Genomic DNA, 19557 nt, shown 5'->3' on the forward strand with positions numbered 1-19557 from the left:
GCGGCAGGCGCGCCGTGCGCCGGCCGCAGTGGTCTGTCGGGGTCAGCGCTGCGCGGGGCGTGATCCGGCGGCGACGTCGTCGCGCACCAGTTCGGTGCCGACGCCGCTGGTGGTGTAGATCTCGAGGAGGAGCGAATGCCGCAGCCGCCCGTCGATCACGTGGACCTTCTTCACGCCCCGGTCGAGCGTCTCCAGGCAGCCCTCGATCTTGGGGATCATGCCGCCGGCGATCGTGCCGTCGGCGATCAATCGCCGCGCCTCGGTGGCGGTGAGGGAGTGGATCAGGCTCTCCGGGTCACCGATGTCGCGGAGCACGCCGGGGATGTCGGAGAGGACGACGAGTTTCTCGGCGCCGATCGCCGCGGCGACGGCCGTCGCCGCGGTGTCGGCATTGACGTTGAGCCTGCCGCCGTCGGGGCCCAGCGCCATCGACGGGATCACCGGCACCTGGCCGGCGTAGGTGAGGTTGTCGATCGACAGCCGGTCGACGCGCGTCACCTCGCCGACATGGCCGAGGTCGACCGGACCGTCGGGGCCGGGAAGCGTGAGCCGTTCGCCGAACAGGACGTTCGTCGAGCGGAAGTTGAGCGACATCGCCCGGCCGCCGAACTCCTCGATCCTCGCCACGAGCTCGTGGTTGAGATCGGTGGCCAGCACCTGCTCGACGATCGCCAGCGTCGCCTCGTCGGTGTAGCGCCGCCCCTGGACGAAACGCGGGGTGATCCCGGCGCCGTCCATTGCCCGGCTGATCGCCTTGCCGCCTCCGTGGACGACGACGATCTTCATCCCCAAGGTCGACATGAAGACGATGTCGAGCAGCAGGTGGCGAAGCGACTCGGGATGCTCGACGACGCTGCCGCCGAGCTTGATCACGGTCGTCGTGTCGCGGAACTTGCGGATCCAGCCGAGGGCCTCGACGAGCGTGTCGGCCTTCTGGATCGCCTTCTGCTGCGCCCTGGAGACGCTCGGGGGACTGGGCACGGCGCGACGCTTCCTCGTGCGGCTGGTTCCGGAGGGGAAACCGCCGATCATACCCCGGCCTGCGGCGGGGGGAAAACGTTGGTTTCCCCCTCCTGTGCATAGGCCGCCGCGGCGGCGGCGAGCCCGCGGCCGAGGCGCGCCCGCCAGTCCTCTCCCTCCCCGGGCGGGCCGATCTCGACCGACACCCACCGGTCGTAGGCGGCGGCAGCGAGCAGCCGCGCGACCGCGCGGTGGTCGGTGCCGCCGTCGCCGAGGGGCACGAGGTGCGGCTCGCTGGCATGGACGTGCCGCCAGCGCGGCCCGGCCGCCGCGATCACGGCCGCCGCCGACTCCCCCGCGAGGTGCATCCCACCGGTGTCGAGGTGGACACCGAGACCGTCCGCCGCGACGGTGCTCACGAAGTCGATCACGTCGCGCGACGCGGTGAGGAAGTCGCAGCCGTAGTCCGGGGGATTGGCTTCGAGGCACAGCCACACGCCCCGGTCGGCGGCGCGCCGGGCCAGCGTTCGGAAAAACGGCACGGCGATCGCCGTCGCCGTCGCCACGTCCAGCGTGCCGCGGCGGCGCTGGCGCGGCGCGCCGAAGACGAGCGACTCCGCGCCGAGCCCGGCCGCCAGGTCGACGATCCCCGCGAGGTGGTCGGCGAGGAGCTGCCGCGGTCCCTCCGACCCGAACAGCGCCATCCCGTCGCGCCCGAAGAGCAGCGCCTGCAGCGCCACGATCGGCAGGCCCTGTTCCTCCCAGAACCGGCGGACCGCGGCGACGCGGCGTCCGTCGGCCTCCCAGGGGCGCTCGCAGACGCGCGCCGGCACCAGCTCGACCCCGGCGATCCCGTGCGCGACCAACAGCGCGGCGGCCTCGGCGTCGGCCCCGGGGGGCCAGGCGATCTGCGACGCGCTCAGCTTCCCGTGGACAAAGCCCTCCGTGGCCTTTGTCCACTGTGGCGACCGCGGGAAACGCCGAGGGTCTCCCGGGTCGCCTTCGGCCGCTTCCGGCGGCCGCTGATGTGGTCCGCAGCCACTCACGCGCATCGGCGCAGGCTCCGCTCGACCGCCACGAAGGCACGGATCCCGTCGAGCACCTCGGCGGCGCCGGCGACGTAGGGACCGCTGCGGCCGAAGACCTCGCCGTGGCGGGTGCGGAAGTCGTAGGCGGGCGCCTTGCCGGGCAGGCAATTGGCAAACTCGATGCCGAACGCATGGCGCGCGACCGCCGCCATCGACACCGGCTCGGTCGCCAGGTGGACGAGCGACAGCCCCGCCAAGCGCGCCCGGTCGACGTCGGCGGCGAGGCGCTCGAGGTCGTAAAACTGGTAGCGGGCGCGGCAGTCGATCTTCTCCGGCTGGTTTCCGTGGAGCAGGTCGTAGACGGCGTTCTTCTTCAGGCCGCGGCCGTACAGCGCCGGCAGGCGCACGACGAGCGCGGGAAACCGCGCGGCCAGGGCGCGCTCGAGCTCGAGGCGGTGGCGGCCGTAGGCGGTCGCCTGCGACGGCTCGTCCGCCTCGGTGACGCCGCTGGGATCCCCGAACACGTCGACCGTCGAGATCACGACCACGCGCCGCGCCTCCGCGGCGACCAGCGCTGCCACGAGCCGGGCGAGGTTGGCCCGGTCGGCGGCCGGGTCGTGGTTGGCCTTCCACTTCTCGGCCGGGGCCCCCGCGCACCAGATCGTCTCGTAGCGCCGGCCGGCGATCCGCTCGATGTCGGTCGAGCGGTAGCAGTCGGCGAACCGGCGCTGGCGGAGGAGCGTGCCACCGACCAAACCGGTGCTGCCGACGAGGGCGTCTCCCATCGATGGACTCCGGGGGGGAACGTCAGGCGGCCCGGCGGCCGCACGGCGGATCGAAGCGGCCGAGGCAGGCGCTGGCCAGCGTGCCGAGGACGGCGAGGTTGCCGCGGAGGCCGCGGATCTTCGTCGGCACCGCGCCGCGGGCCGGATAGGCACGGGTCACGGGGATCTCCTCGACGCGGAAGCCGAGCCGGGCGGCACGGATCGCGAGGTAGTAGTGGAGCTCGTACCCGCTGAACACGTCGCGGAACGGCGCCACCCGTGGGTCGAGGAGGAGGCGCCGCGAGTAGCCGCGGAAGCCGTTGGTGGTGTCGGTGTAGCGGCGGCCGGCGGCGAGGCTCACCGCCGGGGCGTGCACGAGTGTGACGGCCAGGTGCCGCGCGAGCGGCGTGTTGATGCCGCAGCCCCCGGGAAGGTAGCGCGAGCCCTGCACGTGGTCGACGCCGTCGGCCAGCACCGCGTCGAAGCGCGGCAGCGCCGCGGGATCGTCCTTGCCGTTGCCGTCCATCACGACGACGCCGTCGTAGCCCGCGCCGAGGCACCAGGCCAAACCCATCCGCATCTGAGCCGAGAGCCGGCCGGGGCCGCGCTTCACGAGCAACGCGCGGACGCCGGCCGCGGCGAGGCGACCGGGATCGGTCGAGCCGTCGCGGCTGCCGCCGTCGGCGACGATCACGTCGAGGGGGTGGTCGACGTGGCGCATCCGCTCGAGCTGGCCGTGGAGGCGCTCCCCCTCGTCGATCACGAACAGGCAGACGGCGCGGCGGCCACGGCGCTCGGCGAGCACGACGGCGTCGTGCTCCGGGACGGCCCAGGCAGCGGCGGCGGCCGGATCGACGGCGCGGAGGTCAGGCGGCACGGCGTGCGGGGGCGGATTCACGGGCGTCCTCGGGGGTCGGCACGGGGGCGCCGGCGGCGGCGAGCGAGCAGAGGTTGCGGCGCCGGGCGTCGGTCAACGCCGTCGACGACGAAGCCTCCTCGGCGACGTGGTACAGCGGGCAGTCCTTCACCTCCTCGAAGGCGTGGGCGAGGTACTCCGCGATCACCGCCAGCGTCGTGAACAGGAAGAAGAACATCACCGCCAGCTGCAGCGAGAGCGTCGTCCACCCCTCGACGACCCGGTCCTTCCAGAGGTTGGCCGCCACCACCCAGGCCATGCAGCCGACGTTGAGGAGGCTGGCGAACCCGCCGAGCCAGCTGACGAGGCGGAGCGGCGCCGGCGACTGGCTGACGAGCATCGACACCGCCTCGCCGAGCGTGCCCAGCCACGGGCGCAGCCGCGCCGGCCCGGTCGGCTCGTAATCGAGCGTCGCGGTGCGGAATCCGACCGAGCAGCCGAGGAGGCGGAGGTGGACGGTCTTCTGGCGGTGGCGCGTGAGGGCGTTGAGGGCCCGGCGGTTGAACAGGCGCAGGGTCGAGGCGCCGCGCACGAGATCGAACCCCGTCGCCCGCCGGAAGACGTGGTGGAACAGATTCCAGGCCATGCGCCGCGGGAGCGAGCGGCCCCGCGCGCCGGTGGTCCCGATGACGATGTCGGCGCCGCCGGCGGCCAGCGCCACCAGATCGGGGATCCGCGCCGGCGGATCGGTGGCCACCGCCATCACGACGCTCATGTCGCCGAGCGCCGAGTCGAGGCCGGCGGTGACGGCGACGTCGGGGCCGTGGCGGCGCGAGAGGCGCAGCACGCGGACGCACTCGTGGCGCGCGAGGATCGCGGCACATTCGCGGGCGCTCGCGTCGGCCGAGCCGTCGTCGACGAGGATCAGCTCGTGGTCGGCGGCCGTGGCCGCAAGGACCGCGAGGACCTCGGCAACGAACGCGTCGAGGCGCGGCGCGTCGTTGTCGACCAGGGCGACGACCGAGAGGAAGCTGGCCCGTGGAGCGGTCATGCGGCCCTCCGCAGGGAAGGGGCGGCGTCGAGCGGGATGGCGTCGAGCATGTCGAAGACGTTGTCGAGCTTCGAGGCGAGGATGCACGACAGGCCCGGCAGGCCGACGTCGTGCTCGAGGAGGATCGGGCGGCCGTCGTCGCGGTCGTTGGCGGGGAGGACCGTCTTGATCTCCCACAGGCTGTCGACCTGCCGGCACCCGGCCAGCACCGGGAGGAGGCGGATGGCGTCACGCTGCATCAGCGGAAAGCGTGACTTCGGCGCCGTCTCGGCCAGGTAGCGGTGGCCGTCGAGCAGGCCACCGGGGCCGTCGGTCCAGCTGGTGTGGGGCGTGTAGCGGACGTGGGTGAAGGAGTGGAGGCCACGCGACGGGAACGGCATCACCGAGAAGAATGGGCCGCACATCACCGTCACGCCGAGACCGCGGACCTCGTCGGGGACCTCGACGAGGGCGACTTCGGCGACCTCGTGGCGCAGAGGGATCGGGGCCACGCCGGCGGCGTCGAGGAGCAGGTTGAGCCGGGAGTAGGCGCAGGCGTAGACACGCTCGAACCGGGCGACCCCGGCGCCGTCGGGCCCGCGCGAGGCGAGCGTCACCCCGCCGCGCGGCGCACGGCCCAGCCCCGTGACCTCGGTCGCCAGCCGGACGGCGACCCCCGCCGCGGCGAGGCGCGCGTGGCAGGCGCGGCGCAGGGCGACGGCGTCGAACGCCCATTCCTCGACCGTGAACACCGCCTCGACCAGGTCGCGGTCGAAGAGCCGCGCCAGGTGCGGCGGCGCCGGGCTCACCGGCGCCCCGATCCGCCGGCAGAACCCGGCGAAGTGCCGCGCCGTGACGTGCGAGTGGCGCGCGGCGACGGCGTAGAGCATCGTGAACGAGTCGTCGATGCAGTCGGCGAACTCGGCGCGGAAGCGCGGCAGGTTGGCGCGGGAGCGCAGGCCGGTGAGCAGGCTGCGCGGGTAGTGGTAGCCGCCGTGGACGCGGGCCTGGTTGGCCAGCGACGCGCGGAGGAGGAGGTCGCCCTCGCGCTCGAAGAGGACCACGCCGGCGCCGCCGTGGGCCAGCCGCTCGGCGAGCAGGCAGCCGTAGAAGCCTCCTCCGATGACGGCGTGGGTGGCGGGCACGGGGGCGGTTCCGGCGAGGTCAGCGTGGGGGGGTGGCGGCCGCGTGGCGACCGGCGAGCCGCGCCGGGGCCGCGCGGGCGACGGCGCGCTCGACTGCGGCACGGGGGAGGAGGATCTCCCTCGGCATCGACGGATGGGCGGGAATGCCGACGAAGGCGCCGTCGACGGCCAGCTTGCCGTCAACGCCGCGCCACGCGCCGAGGGAGACGGTCCGGGCGGCCGCACGCCGGAACCAGCCGTCGTCGTCGACGATGAATTGCGAGGCGGCGACCGTCCCGGGGGGTTCCCGGCAGACCGCCAGCGCCGCCAGGCCGAACAGTGCCGCCAGCGGCAGCCGTGCCAGGAACGGCCGAGCGGCCAGGCGTGTCTGGAGATCGCTGGCGAAGGCGGCCATCAACGGCAGGCCGACGAGATACTGCGCGTAGAAGTAGCGGTCGGGGAACGTCGTCCGGTAGTCGCCGAGGTGGGCGGCCAGCTCGGGGCGCTTGAAGACCAGCGTCGCCGACGTGAGCGCCAGCAGGCCGAGGCCGCCGGCATACAGCCAGCGGTGGCGCGGGAGGCCGAAGCGCCACGTGAGCCACAGGGCCAGCGCTGCCAGCGCCACCGTGCGGTCGGTGTTGAGCCAGCGGTACACCGGCCAGGAGAGCGAGTAGAACAGGCTCCGTGCCAGGCCACATTCGATCGCCCGGTCGAACGGCATCGGCGGCGCCAGCGCGGCCCGGTCGCCGTGCGCCACTGTCGTGGGGATGCCGTTGCCGGCGAGGCAGGCGAGCACGGCGGTGGCGAGGGTCCAGACCGCCGGATCGCGGACGATCGCCAGCGCCGCGGTGCGGAGGCCGGCCCGGTCGCGGACCGGTGCGAGCCGCCGCAGCGCCGGCCAGGCGGCGACCGGCAGGAGGGCGGTGGCGATCGGGTTGGTGAGCACGCACGTGGCCAGGCCGGCGTCGATCACCGCGGCACGGGCCGGCCGGAGGTGCGTCGTGAGACGCACCCACACCAGGAGAAAGGCCACGAACAGGGCCGCGAAGCCGACGTTCATGGCGCGGCCGAGGATCTCGTAGCCACTCCACGAGCCGGAATGGATGCCCAGCGGCATCGACACCGCCAGCAGCCAGACTGCGGCCAGCGCCGCGGGACGAAGCCGGCGGCGGAGGAGGAGCACCGGCAGTGAGACGACCAGCGCGAAAGCGCAGTACGAAACGAGCGCCTGGTAGCGGGGGATCGCGAGAACGTCGTCGCCCGCCAGGTCGCACAGCCGCATCCCTCCCCAAAGCACCGCGACGTTGCCGAGGACGGCATAGTCGGGACGCGCGTGGAACGCCGTGTGCCAGAAGCCGTGGGTCACCAGGAGCGTCGTCCAGTCGCGGTCCTCGGCGAAGAACACGGGGTTGACCCACGGCCCGGGTGCACGGGCGAAGAACACGACGAATGCGGCGGCGGTCGCGGCGACGAACCGAAACGACGGTCCGCGGAGCACGTCCCAGACGTGCTCGACGACGAGGCCGGCAAACGGCGCGCCGGTACCGCACCGGAGTGGCCGAAGCGGGATCATGGTGCCGGCTCCGGGGCCGTGGCGTAGCTCAGCCGGAGGTGGAGTGCCGTCCCCAGGGGATAGACCGTGGGGGGCGTGTCGGGTGTCGGCCCGGTGATCACCGGTGTCGCGCGCCCCTCGGGCGACCTGTAGAGCGCGAGTGCCGGCGTCGGCCCACCGAGCTCGGCCGGTACGAGCAGCTTGAGGGCGTAGCGCCCGCCGCCGCTCATCGGCAGCGGCGCGAACCGGATGTCGAACCAGCCCGTCTCCCGCGCCGCGGCGAGATCGAGCGTTCCGGACGCGAGGCGGCGCTTCGCGCCCGCGGGAACGTCGGTCGCGACGATCCGCCAGATGATCTCCCCGGACGGCGGGCCCGTGGGCACCGCGCGGGCCTCGACTCGGACGCCGCAGAATCCGTCGCGGAGCGCGCACAGTGGCTGCTCGATCGTCGTGCCGGGGGCGAGCGGCAGGTCGGGGAGCGGGGTGCCGACAATCGCCAGCAGTTCGCCGTCGGGTGGCGCCCGCCCTGCCCGCCGCTCGGCCAGCGCTCCGCGCGCCTGGGCCTCGATGCCACGGAAGGCGATGCCGACCGCCGACACGAGCGCCCCCAGGCAGATGCCCCAGGCGATCGCCCGGCAGGCGAGCCAGCGGAGCCGGCGGCGGGTACGGGTGGCGGGCATGGCAGGGATTCGAAAAAAGGGAAGCGGGACGGTAGGGGGCCCGGGGGGCCGTGTCAACGTGAGTCGGGGTCAGCGAGGCAGCGGCGGATTCGCTGCGCCGGCGACCGCATAGCCCCGCGCGGCCAGGGCACGGATCAACGGCTCCCGCGGGAAGACGAACTTCTTCGGCGTGCCCTCGGGATTGGGAATGAGGACGAACCGGCCGTCGGGGTCGGGGGCGAACCGCTCGTCGACGAAGCTCCCGGCGGTCACCGCGCGCGCCGCGCGCAGTGCGAACAGCCTCCCCTCCGGCCGGAGCGTCTGCGACGGCGCGAGCCGCCACGGAGGCTCGTGGAGCACGGCCGCCACGATCCAGGCGGCGACCAGCGCCAGGGGGACGTGCCGCAACCACCGCCGGTGCAGGGCGCGCCGGGAGACGTCGGCGGCGAGGGTCACCAGGAGGGCCACGCCGACGAGGTTCTGGCCGTGGAAGTAACGGTCGGGAAAGGTGCCGTCGTAGCCCCGCAGGTGCGTGCCGAGCTCCGGCCGGAACAAGACCAGGACCGCCGCGACCAGCGCCAGCAGCGCGCCGCCGCCGAGGTACACCATCCGCCGGTGCGGCGTCGACACGCGCGCGACCAGCGCCACCACGAGCACGGTCGCGGCGAGCACGAGGCCCGTGCCCAGATGGCGGTAGACCGGCCACAGCACCGGGTAGAGCGTGCTGCGGGCGAGGGCGATCTCGACGATCCCGGCGACGTCGAGCGGTGGCACCGGCTCGCGGGGGCGGATCTTCCACGGGTTGGGAAGACCGCACAGGCCGGCGGCGGCCGCGGCGAGCAGCACGAGGCCGACGACGGCCGGATCGCGGGCGACGTCCGCTGCCGTCCGCCGCCCGCGCCACACGGCGCGGGCCTGCGGCCAGACGGCGGCGGGGAGGACGGCGGCGCAGATCGGATTGGTCGTGATGCAGGCCAGCAGGCCGAGATCGACCGCGGCGAGCCGCGCCCCGCGCGGCGCGGCGGTGGTCCGGTGCCAGACGAGGAGAAACGCGGCGTAGAGGCAGACGAAACCGGCGTTGGAGACGCGGCCGAGGATCTCGAACCCGGAGAACGTCCGGTCGTGGATCCCCAGCGGTAGGACACAGCCGGCCAGCCACAGCGCGGCGAGGAACGGGGGCGGGAGGCGGTGCCGGAGGAGGAGCACCGGGAGGGAGACCACCGCCGCGACGAACACGTAGCTCACCAGCGCGCAGCTCCGCGCGTACTCCAGGGGATCGCCACCGAAGACGAGGTGGCACCAGGCCGTCCCCGCCTCGAGGAGGAGGATGTTGCCGAGGATCGTGTAGTCGCTCTCCGGCCGGCCGTGGAACGCGGCGTGGAGGAAGCCGCGCGTGTGGACCAGCGAGCTCCACATGCCGTCCTCGGCGAACAGCTGCGGGACGACGTACGGGCGCGGTGCCCGCGCGAAGAGGACGACGACCGCGGCCGTCGTCGCCGCCAGGTAGGCGGTGAACGGATGGAGGAGCACCCGGTGGAGGTCCGATCCGAACGATCGTCCGCCATGCGCCGTCGCCGTGGGCGATGGCGGCAGGGGCTCTGTCGAGGGAGGGGGCGTCATCGGCGCGGTTCCCCCTCCGGATAGAGCAGCATCAGGTGGAGGCAGCCTGCGGCCGGGCCGCTGCCGGTGACGACGGCCGGGGGATGGGGGGTGGTGGGAGTGAACAGCGGAATCCCGAGCGCGGCCCCTGGGTCGTCCGCCGGACCGTCGATCACCAGCGACAGCCGCCGGCGGCTGCTGTCGGCGACCGGTGCGAAGGGGATCTCGAGAAACGTCCAATCGCGGGCGCGCCGTGGGTCGAGCGTTCCGGAGCGGATCACGCGCGCCGCGGAACCGTCGTCCGCGGCGGCGACGAGCCGCCAGCGGCAGTCGGCCGCCGCCGGGACGACCTTCCAGGTGGCGGTGCGCACCTGGACGCCGTCGAGTCCGTCGCGCTCGGACCGGAAGGGTTGTTCGACGCGCACGCCGCCGGCCAAGCGGACGACCTCCGCCAGTCCGACCACGTCGGCCATCGGCACCCCGGGGCGACCGAAGATGGCGTCCAGCTCGTGGCGTGCCGACCGCTCGACGAAGGCGAACGCCGCCCCGCCGGCGGCGAGGATCGTGGCGACGACGAGTGCCCACGCCGCCACGCGGCGGACGGCGCCGGCCACGCGGCACGCCGTGTGGTGGTCATCGGTCGGGCCCCGGTCGTGTCGGAAGGCGGCCACGGTCGAGCTCCAGGAGGCGCCGAATCAAAACACGATCATGAACTGCGTCTGGATCGCCGTGCCGGTGGCACCGGCGCGGTACGGATAGAGGATCGCCTGCGTGGGGCTGCGGAGGATCGACAGCGCCTCGACCGTGAACCGGCCCTGCCGCGAGCCGTTGACGTACCAATTGAGGCCGCCGCCGTACTCCTGCCCGGTGCCGAACGGCCCGGTGACCACGCTCGACCGGCCGTAGACTTCGGCGCGGCGCGGCAGGAAGCACCACGACAGGTAGCCCATCCCGCCGTGGTCGAAGACGCTCGAGCGGGTGAACGTGCCGCTGCCGGTGAAGTCGTCGAGCATCCGGAAGTAGTACTCGAACCCGAGCCCGACGCCGCGCCACTTCCAACCGGCGTCGACGCTCGACAGGTGGTAGCGGTAGGCGTCGACCTGGCTGTCGGGGCCGAGCGCCCCCGCGGCGGCCAGCGGCGTGCCGTCGGACAGCCGGACGATCGTGTTTTCAGGATTGAGGGTGGGGAGGATCTGCGCGTAGGTGCGCGCGTAGGTGCCACTGGTGCCGACGCGCACCGCCGCCTCGTCGTGGTGCTCCATGTCGCCGAAGCCGAGGCCGAACGGCGCCAGTGGTTCCCACCAGACGTTGCCGGCGAAGGCCATCGACGTGCCGCGTCGCAGCACTCCACCGGCGCTGCCGTCGATCGCGTTCCAGATGCCCGCCTGATAGTGGAACCGTTCCTCGAACAGCGCCCCGAGAGCCAGCACCCCGGGGCTGTACCCGGGGCGGAAGAAGGTGTTGGCCATGCTCCGGTCGACTCCCACGGTCCAGGAGTTGGAGTCGACCCACTCGCGCGTCCCCGGCACGATCGTCATGCCGCCGCCGAGGATCGCTTCGGGCCCGAATTTCCACCCCACCATCCCGATCGGCACGACGCCCGACTGGATGCCCGGATTGGAGGTGCCGAAGATCGCGAACGCGTACAGCAGCCGTTCGTCGACGACATGGCCGGTGAACGACAGCAGATAGCGGTTGAGGGAGAAGACGTTGAGGTTCCGCACGGGCAGCGTCGTGCCGGCGGCGTTGGTCCACTCGGTCGTGCCGCGGGCGAACTCCAGCCAGCGGAGCTGGAGAAACCCGCCGATCGCCAGCGCGAAGGGAAAGCCGCCGCTGTCCGGGGGCTCCTTGAAGAGAACGAGGCCGCGCGGTCCGGCCAGATCGGTCGCCGGGATGTAGCGCGGCCGCGGGATGCCGGCGAGGCGTGCTTCGACGGCGGCGTCGATCGCCGCCTCCAGCAACGCCTCCGCCTCGGCGTCGTCCGCCGGCAGGTCCTCGGGCGACGGCATGGCCGGCACACGCTCTGCCGCCGGGCGGCTCCCGGACCATGTCCGGGACGAAATCGCGTCGGCTTCCCGGATGCGCACGTTGTCCGCCAGCGCCGGCACCATGCTGGCGATGACCGCACCGAGGAGCGCCAGGAGGAGGGGGAGTCGCATGGCCTTCCAGTGCCGCTGGGCGGAACTGCCACCTCTCCAGCCGGCGTCAGGCCTCCACGGTGGGCGCGGCGGCGGAAGTGTTTCCGGTGCACACGCCGCGGACGTATCAGCGGGAATCGGGCCCGGAGATACCGGTCCTGCAAACTTTTCCGATTCCGAAGATTCCGCAGCCACGCAAACCGCACGAATGGGTGAGATGGGAGTTCTGGGTTATTGCTTTCTGCCGATTGCAGCTCCTTGACGGGAAGAATTCCGAACCTACACTCCATTTGATTTCCGAATGAAGCGACGCAGAATCATTTGCAATTGTGATTGACCTGTGGCGGTAGTGGTCCGGTCTGCGATGGCGGGGTCGGTTTCACCTTGAAGCGGGCTGCCGGCGGCACAGCGGGAAGTGGCACGGTGACTGAACGCGACGGTACGGAACACGCTGCCAAAGGCGCCTCAGCCGGGCCCGCTCCGGGTGTGAACCTGAAGTCGCTGAAGATCTTCTGCGACATCGTCGCCCGTCGCAGCTTTTCGCGGGCGGCCGAGGACAACGGCATCTCGCAGTCGGGGGCCAGTCAGGTCGTCGGGCAGTTGGAGAGCCGCCTCGGTGTCCAGCTCATCGAGCGCTCACGCCGGCCGCTTGTGCCCACCAAAGAGGGGCAGGTGTTCTTCGATGGCTGCCTCAAGTTGATCGCCAAATACGACGCCCTCGAGGACGAGGTGCGCAGCCTGCGGGAAGAGGTGGCGGGGCGGGTCCGTGTGGCGGCGATCTACTCCGTCGGCCTGCACCTCATGAGCCGCCACGTGCAGGAGTTCACGAGCCGTCACCCGCGGGCCAACGTCCGACTCGAGTACCTCCATCCGGAGCGGGTGCTCGAGTCGGTGGAGAACGGCCAGGCCGACATCGGCATCGTCAGCTACCCCCGCAGCACGCGTTCGCTCGAGGCCGAGCCGTGGCGGGACGAGCCGATGGTGCTCGTCTGCGCTCCCGGCCATCCGTTCGCCGATCGGGTCGAGGTGTCGCTCGGCGAGCTCGACGGCGTCGCGATGGTCGGTTTCGACGCCGACCTGGTGATCCGCCACGAGATCGACCGGGCCCTCGTCGCCCACGACGCCGCGCCCGGGGTCGTGATGGCGTTCGACAACATCGAGGCGATCAAGCGGGCGGTGGAGATCGACGCCGGCGTGTCGCTCCTCCCCGAGCCGACGATCGGGCGCGAGCTGGCCGCCGGCACGCTCGTGGCCGTTCGCCTCGCACCGCTCAAGCCGCTCCCCGGGCGTTCCGACAACCCTGCGACACCCACCGAGCTGGTGCGGCCGCTGGGCATCGTCCGCAGCCGGGGCAAGCCGCTGGCGCACACCGTGGAGCGGTTCATCGCCCTGCTTCGCGAGAACGTCGGCGACGGATTCCCTCCGCCGCGTGCCGCGCGGCGCGACGCCGACGCCGCACCCGCCGCGCGCCGCGCCGCGGCGAAGGTCGCGGCAGCCGTCCCCGGGGCCGCGGCGCCTGCCACGGCCTGATCCCCGGTGCTCCGGCCGACGCCTCTCGTCCGCCGGTGAACCGGGGGCCCCTTCCCCTCCCGCCCGACACCACGATCCGACGACCCTCCTGGCCCTGCGAGTTCGCCATGCCATCGCGTCGCCCCGCTCCGCCTCCCGCCCAGGGCCTCTACGATCCCGCCTACGAGCACGATGCCTGCGGCGTGGGGTTCGTCGTGCAGATGCACGGCCGCCGCAGCCACCAGGTGGTTCGGCAGGGGCTCGAGCTGCTCGAGAACCTCGCCCACCGCGGGGCCTGCGGCTGTGATCCGCTGACCGGCGACGGCGCCGGAATCCTCGTGCAGACACCGCACGATTTCTTCACGGCCGTCGCGCCGCAGGCCGGGATCCGGCTCCCCAAGCCGGGCGACTGGGCGGTCGGCAACGTCTTCCTGCCGCCCGATGTCGAGGAGCAGGAGAGTGCCGAGCAGCTGTTCGCCAGGCTGTGCCGCGAGGAGGGGCAGGAGCTCCTCGGGTGGCGCACCGTGCCGACCGACAATCGCCCGATCGGCGGCACCGCGCGCGACGTCGAACCGACCGTCCGCCAGGCGTTCGTCGGTCGGGGGGCGAAGACGAGCCGCGAGCACTTCGACTGGAAGCTGTATGTCGTCCGGCGCCGCTTCGAGATCGAGCTGGGGCACCTCGGGCTCGTCGGCCAGACCTTCATCTACGTCTGCTCGCTGTCGAGCAAGACGGTGATCTACAAGGGGCTGCTGCTGGCCGACCAGGTCGCGAGGTACTACCCCGACCTCTCCGACCAGCGGCTCACCAGTTGCCTGGCGCTGGTCCACCAGCGATACAGCACCAACACCTTCCCGACCTGGGATCTTGCCCACCCGTTCCGCTACATCGCCCACAACGGCGAGATCAACACGATCCGCGGCAACATCAACTGGATGCACGCCCGCGAGCGCCTCCTCGACCATCCGGTGTTCGGCCCCGACCTGGCGAAGATCACCCCGGTGGTCCGCCCCGGGGGCAGCGATTCGGCGACGCTCGACAACGTCCTCGAACTGCTCGTCCAGGCCGGACGCCCGATCGAGGAGGCGATCAGCATGCTGATCCCCGAGCCGTGGAGCGGCCATGCCGGCCTCGCCGACGACCTCAAGGCCTACTACGAGTACCAGGCCTGCCTCGTCGAGCCATGGGACGGTCCGGCGGCGATCGCGTTCACCGACGGCTCGCGGATCGGGGCGACTCTCGATCGCAACGGGCTCCGCCCCGGGCGCTGGTGGCAGATGAAGGACGGGCTCGTGGTCCTGGCGAGCGAGTCGGGCGTCCTCGACCTGCCGGCGGCGCAGGTGGTGCGCAAGGGACGGCTCCGCCCCGGGCGGATGTTCCTCGTCGACACCCGCGAGGGGCGGATCGTCGAGGACGAGGAGATCAAGCGCCGTCTGGCGACGGCCCGGCCGTGGCGCGAGTGGATCCGGTCGGGGCAGGTGCGGCTCGACGACCTGCCCGATCCCCCCGAGGCGGCGAAGCTGTCGGCCTCGCGCGCTTGCCTCGCCGGGGCGCCGGCGGCCGCCGTCGGCCCCGACGGCGATCCGCAGCCCCACGACGCCTCCGCGCCGCACGCCGTCGATCCCTGGCACGCCGCCGGCGTGGCGGGGGAGCGCGCGAGCCTCCTCGAACTGCAGCGCGCCTGTGGCTACACGCTCGAGGACCTCAAGGTGATCCTCGGGCCGATGGCCACCGACGGCGCCGAGCCGGTCGGGTCGATGGGCAACGACACGCCGCTGGCGGTGCTCTCCGACCGGCCGCAGCTCCTTGCCAACTACTTCAAGCAGTTGTTCGCGCAGGTCACCAATCCGCCCCTCGACGCGATCCGCGAGGAGATCATCACGTCGCTGGTGACGACGATCGGTGCCGAGGGGAATCTCCTCGCGACCACCCCGGAGCAGTGCCGGCTGCTGCGCCTCGAGACCCCGGTCGTGACCAACGCCCAGTGCGCGCGGATCAAGGCGCTCGACCGCCCCGGGCTGGTGGCGCGGACGCTGTCGCTGGTCTTTCCCGCGGCCGACGGCCCGGCGGGGATGCGGCGGCGGCTCGAGGAGCTGCGCGGCGAGGCGTCGGCGGCGCTGGCCGCGGGGGCGACGATCCTCGTCCTCTCCGACCGGGGCGTGGACCGCGACCGGGTGGCACTGCCGGCGCTGCTGGCGACCGGTGCGATCCACCATCACCTCGTCCGCGCGGGGACGCGCACGCGCTGCGGGCTGGTCGTCGAGACGGCGGAGGCCCGCGAAGTCCACCATTTCGCCCTCCTCACCGGATACGGCGCCGGGGCGGTCAATCCCTACCTCGCGTTCGCGACGATCGACCAGATGCAGGCCGAGGGGATGATCACCGCCGATCTCCCGCGCGAGAAACTCCACGCGCTGTTCGTCAAGGCCGCCAGCAAGGGCCTGCTCAAGGTGATGAGCAAGATGGGGATCTCGACGCAGCAGAGCTACCGCGGCGCGCAGATCTTCGAGGCGGTCGGGCTGGCGCAGGACCTGATCGACGAGTGCTTCGCCCGGACACCGAGCCGGATCGGGGGCATCGGCCTCGACGGCGTCGCCGCGGAGACGCTCCGCCGCCACGAGCATGCCTGGCCGCGGACGCTCGTCCCGCAATCCCTCGAGCTCGACGTCGGCGGCCGCTACCAGTGGCGCCGCAAGGGGGAGGCCCACATGCTCTCCCCCGACGTCGTCTCCCGGCTCCAGCAGGCGACGCAGATCAACAGCCGCGAGGAGTTCCGCCGCTACCAGCAGCTCATCGACGAGCAGCAGACGCGCCTCCTCACGCTCCGCGGGCTGCTCGATTTCGTCTGGGCCGCCGACGACCCGACCAGCGCCGGGCCGGTGCCGCTCGAGGAGGTCGAGCCGGCGCGGGAGATCGTCAAGCGCTTCGCGACCGGGGCGATGTCGTATGGATCGATCTCCAAGGAGGCCCACGAGACGCTGGCGGTGGCGATGAACCGGATCGGCGGCCGGAGCAACACCGGCGAAGGGGGCGAGGACCCGGTCCGCTACCAGCCCGATCCCACCGGCGACAGCAAGAACTCGTCGATCAAGCAGGTCGCCAGCGGCCGCTTCGGCGTCACCAGCCTGTACCTCGTCAACGCCCGCGAGCTGCAGATCAAGATGGCGCAGGGCGCGAAGCCCGGCGAGGGGGGGCAGCTCCCCGGCCACAAGGTCGACCGTGAGATCGCCCGGATCCGGCACAGCACGCCGGGGGTGGGGCTGATCTCGCCGCCGCCGCACCACGACATCTACTCGATCGAGGATCTCTCGCAGCTGATCCACGACCTCAAGAACGCCAACCGCTTCGCGCGCGTGAGCGTCAAGCTCGTCGCCGAGGTCGGGGTCGGGACCGTGGCGGCTGGGGTCTCGAAGGGGAAGGCCGACGTGGTCCTGATCTCGGGGCACGACGGCGGCACCGGCGCCAGCCCCCAGACGTCGATCATGCACGCCGGGCTCCCCTGGGAGCTGGGGCTGGCCGAGGCCCACCAGGTCCTCGTCCTCAACGATCTCCGCGGGCGGATCGTCGTCCAGACCGACGGGATGATCCGTACCGCCAAGGACGTCGTCATCGCCACGATGCTCGGCGCCGAGGAATACGGCATCGCCACCGCGTCGCTGGTGGTGCTGGGGTGCATCATGATGCGCAAGTGCCACCTCAACACCTGCCCGGTCGGGATCGCCACCCAGGATCCGGAGCTGCGCCGCCGCTTCACCGGCCAGCCGGAACACGTCGTCAACTTCTTCTTCCTCCTCGCCGAGGAGGTGCGCGAGCTGATGGCCCGGCTCGGGTTCCGCACGATCGCCGAGATGGTGGGGCGCGTCGACCGGCTCGACACGCGCGAGGCGATCGCCCACTGGAAGGCCCGCGGCCTCGATTTCTCGACGATCCTCCACAAGCCGCAGGCCCCGCCCCACGTGAAGACCTGGTGCCAGGACCGGCAGGACCACGGCCTCGAGCGCTCCCTCGACATGACGACGCTGCTCCGCGCCTGCCGTCCGGCGCTCGAGGACGGCCAGCCGGTGAAGCTCACGCTGCCGATCCGCAACGTCCACCGGACCGTCGGCACGATCATCGCCAGCGAGGTGACGCGGCGCTTCGGCGCGGCCGGGCTTCCCGAGGACACGATCGACATCACGTTCACCGGCAGCGCCGGGCAGAGCCTGCTGGCGTTCGGCTCGCCCGGGGTCACGATCCGCGTCGAGGGGGACGTCAACGACTACTGCGGGAAGGGACTCTCCGGCGGGCGGATCGTCGTCCGCCCGCCCCGCCAGGCGACGTTCCGCGCCGAGGACAACGTCATCGCCGGCAACGTCGTCCTCTACGGGGCGACCAGCGGCGAGGTCTTCATCCGCGGCATCGCCGGCGAGCGGTTCTGCGTCCGCAACAGCGGCGCCGAGGCGGTCGTCGAGGGGATCGGAGACCACGGCTGCGAGTACATGACCGGCGGGCGGGCGGTGATCCTCGGCGCCACGGGGCGCAACTTTGCCGCCGGGATGAGCGGCGGCATCGCCTACGTGTGGGACCTGACGGGTGGATTTGCGGCGCTGGTCAACCGCGAGATGGTCGAGCTGGAGCCGCTCGACCCCGGGGATCTGGAGTATCTCCGCGGCCGGATCGAGAAGCACGTCGCGCTCACCGACAGCACGCGGGGCCGCGAGATCCTCGAACGCTGGTCGAGCGAGTCGTCACGGTTCGTGAAGGTGATGCCGACCGATTACAAGCGGGCGCTGGCGGAGTTGCGCCGGCTCCAGGAACGCGAACAGGCCGAGGCACGGGCAGAGGAGGCGAAGGTCCATGGGTGAGCCACGCGGATTCATGAAGTACGAGCGCAGGGTCTCGGGCTACGCGCCGGTGCCCGAGCGCCTCCGGCACTACAACGAGTTCCTCACGATCCTGCCCCCTGAGGAGGTGCGCACGCAGGGGGCCCGCTGCATGGACTGCGGGGTGCCGTTCTGCCACACCGGCTGTCCGCTGGGGAACATCATTCCCGACTTCAACGACCTCGTGTTCCGCAACCAGTGGCACGAGGCGAGCCAGCGCCTCCACGCCACCAACAACTTCCCCGAGTTCACCGGCCGGGTCTGCCCGGCGCCGTGCGAGGCGGCCTGCGTGCTGGGCATCAACGCCGATCCGGTGGCCATCAAGCAGATCGAGATGACGATCGCCGACCGGGCGTTCGCCGAGGGGTGGATCGTGCCGCAGCCGCCGGCGGAACGCTCCGGCAAGCGCGTCGCCGTGGTCGGGAGCGGCCCGGCCGGCCTGGCGGCCGCCCAGCAACTCAACCGCGCCGGCCACCATGTCACCGTGTTCGAGCGCGCCGACCGCCCTGGCGGCCTGCTGATGTACGGGATCCCCGACTTCAAGCTCGAGAAGTGGCGCGTCTGGCGGCGGGTCGAGCAGCTCGAGGCCGAGGGAGTCGAGTTCCGCTGCTCGGTGAACGTCGGCGTCGATCTGCCGACGCAGCAGCTCGTCGAGCAGTACGACGCCCTCCTCCTCACGGGCGGCGCGACCCTCGGCCGCGATTTGCCGATCCCCGGCCGCCAGCTCGCCGGCGTCCACTACGCGATGGAGTTCCTCCCACAGCAGAACAAGCGGAACGCCGGCGACGACGTGCCGGCCCAGATCTCGGCGACCGGCAAGGACGTGATCGTGATCGGCGGCGGCGACACCGGCAGCGACTGCGACGGCACGAGCAACCGTCAGGGGGCACGGAGCCTGACGCAGTTCGAGCTCCTCCCCCAGCCGCCCGACCTCGGCAAGTATCCGCGGCGCGGCGAGCGCCCGGCGGCCACCCCCTGGCCGGCGTGGCCCTCGATCCTCCGCACCAGTTCGTCGCACGAGGAGGGCTGCCGGCGCGAGTGGGGGATCCTCACCAAGGAGTTCCTCGGCGACGACGCCGGCCGGCTCCGCGCCCTGCGCACCGTGCGGATCGAGTGGTACCAGGATCCGGCGAGCGGTCAGCAGAAGTTCCGCGAGCTGGCCGGGACCGAGGAGGAGTGGCCGTGCCAGCTGGCGCTGTTGGCGATGGGGTTCGTCGGCCCGGAGAAGCACGGGCCGATCGCCGACCTCGGCATCGAGCTCGATCCGCGCGGCAACGTCAAAGCCGGTGCCGACTTCCACACCAGCCGCCAGGGGGTGTTCGCGGCCGGCGACATGCGCCGCGGGCAGTCGCTGGTGGTGTGGGCGATCCACGAGGGGCGCGAGGCAGCGCGGTCGATCGACCTGTGGCTCACCGGTCAGACCAACCTCCCCAGCGTGTCGGCCGGTGAATTCGCCGTTCACGCCTGAGCGTGGCG

14 protein-coding genes are annotated in these 19557 nt (G+C 72.3%); 3 read left to right on the forward strand and 11 right to left on the reverse strand.

All coding sequences use genetic code 11. The features are described from left to right. Nucleotides 1–42: 42 nt before the first annotated feature. From argB to FJ309_09735, 11 genes are all read right to left on the reverse strand, one after another. Entirely contained in the window at nt 43–1032 is a 990-nt protein-coding gene (gene argB / locus FJ309_09685; GenBank protein ID MBM3954869.1) for an acetylglutamate kinase, read from the reverse strand. Next, nucleotides 1029–2012, reverse strand: coding sequence for a sugar phosphate isomerase/epimerase (locus FJ309_09690; GenBank protein ID MBM3954870.1), 984 nt, complete (start codon nt 2010–2012; stop codon nt 1029–1031). The genes argB and FJ309_09690 overlap by 4 nt, the downstream gene beginning before the upstream one ends. After that, a complete protein-coding gene (locus FJ309_09695) occupies nt 2003–2773 on the reverse strand; it encodes a sugar nucleotide-binding protein (protein ID MBM3954871.1) in 771 nt (256 codons plus the stop codon). The genes FJ309_09690 and FJ309_09695 overlap by 10 nt, the downstream gene beginning before the upstream one ends. A gap of 22 nt (nt 2774–2795) precedes the next feature. Then, nucleotides 2796–3557 (reverse strand): glycosyltransferase family 2 protein, encoded by a 762-nt coding sequence (locus FJ309_09700; protein ID MBM3954872.1) that lies wholly within the window; start codon nt 3555–3557, stop codon nt 2796–2798. A gap of 61 nt (nt 3558–3618) precedes the next feature. Beyond that, entirely contained in the window at nt 3619–4659 is a 1041-nt protein-coding gene (locus FJ309_09705; GenBank protein ID MBM3954873.1) for a glycosyltransferase, read from the reverse strand. Beyond that, nucleotides 4656–5783: an FAD-binding oxidoreductase gene (locus FJ309_09710; protein ID MBM3954874.1), complete on the reverse strand. Its 1128-nt coding sequence runs from the start codon at nt 5781–5783 to the stop codon at nt 4656–4658. Before FJ309_09710 ends, FJ309_09705 begins: the two co-directional genes overlap by 4 nt. 19 nt (nt 5784–5802) lie before the next feature. Beyond that, a complete protein-coding gene (locus FJ309_09715) occupies nt 5803–7335 on the reverse strand; it encodes a hypothetical protein (protein ID MBM3954875.1) in 1533 nt (510 codons plus the stop codon). Then, nucleotides 7332–7994 carry a hypothetical protein gene (locus FJ309_09720; GenBank protein MBM3954876.1) on the reverse strand — a complete coding sequence of 221 codons (663 nt, stop codon included), beginning with the start codon at nt 7992–7994 and terminating at the stop codon, nt 7332–7334. Before FJ309_09720 ends, FJ309_09715 begins: the two co-directional genes overlap by 4 nt. Nucleotides 7995–8063: 69 nt before the next feature. Next, a complete protein-coding gene (locus tag FJ309_09725; GenBank protein ID MBM3954877.1) occupies nt 8064–9593 on the reverse strand; it encodes a hypothetical protein in 1530 nt (509 codons plus the stop codon). Continuing rightward, on the reverse strand, nt 9590–10243 hold the full coding sequence (locus FJ309_09730; GenBank protein MBM3954878.1) for a hypothetical protein: 654 nt from the start codon (nt 10241–10243) through the stop codon (nt 9590–9592). The genes FJ309_09725 and FJ309_09730 overlap by 4 nt, the downstream gene beginning before the upstream one ends. 24 nt (nt 10244–10267) lie before the next feature. Next, the gene (locus tag FJ309_09735; GenBank protein ID MBM3954879.1) at nt 10268–11731 is read right to left on the reverse strand and encodes a hypothetical protein; all 1464 of its coding nucleotides are present in this window, start codon (nt 11729–11731) and stop codon (nt 10268–10270) included. A 465-nt stretch (nt 11732–12196) separates the two neighbouring features. Here FJ309_09735 and FJ309_09740 point away from each other — a divergent pair, with 465 nt between their 5' ends. From FJ309_09740 to FJ309_09750, 3 genes are all read left to right on the forward strand, one after another. Beyond that, nucleotides 12197–13240, forward strand: coding sequence for a LysR family transcriptional regulator (locus tag FJ309_09740; GenBank protein MBM3954880.1), 1044 nt, complete (start codon nt 12197–12199; stop codon nt 13238–13240). 107 nt (nt 13241–13347) lie between these two features. Beyond that, entirely contained in the window at nt 13348–18063 is a 4716-nt protein-coding gene (gltB, locus tag FJ309_09745) for a glutamate synthase large subunit (GenBank protein ID MBM3954881.1), read from the forward strand. After that, on the forward strand, nt 18056–19549 hold the full coding sequence (locus tag FJ309_09750; GenBank protein MBM3954882.1) for a glutamate synthase subunit beta: 1494 nt from the start codon (nt 18056–18058) through the stop codon (nt 19547–19549). The genes gltB and FJ309_09750 overlap by 8 nt, the downstream gene beginning before the upstream one ends. The last annotated feature ends 8 nt before the right edge of the window (nt 19550–19557 follow it).

This window comes from Planctomycetota bacterium (genome assembly GCA_016872555.1).
GTDB lineage: Bacteria > Planctomycetota > Planctomycetia > Pirellulales > UBA1268 > F1-20-MAGs016.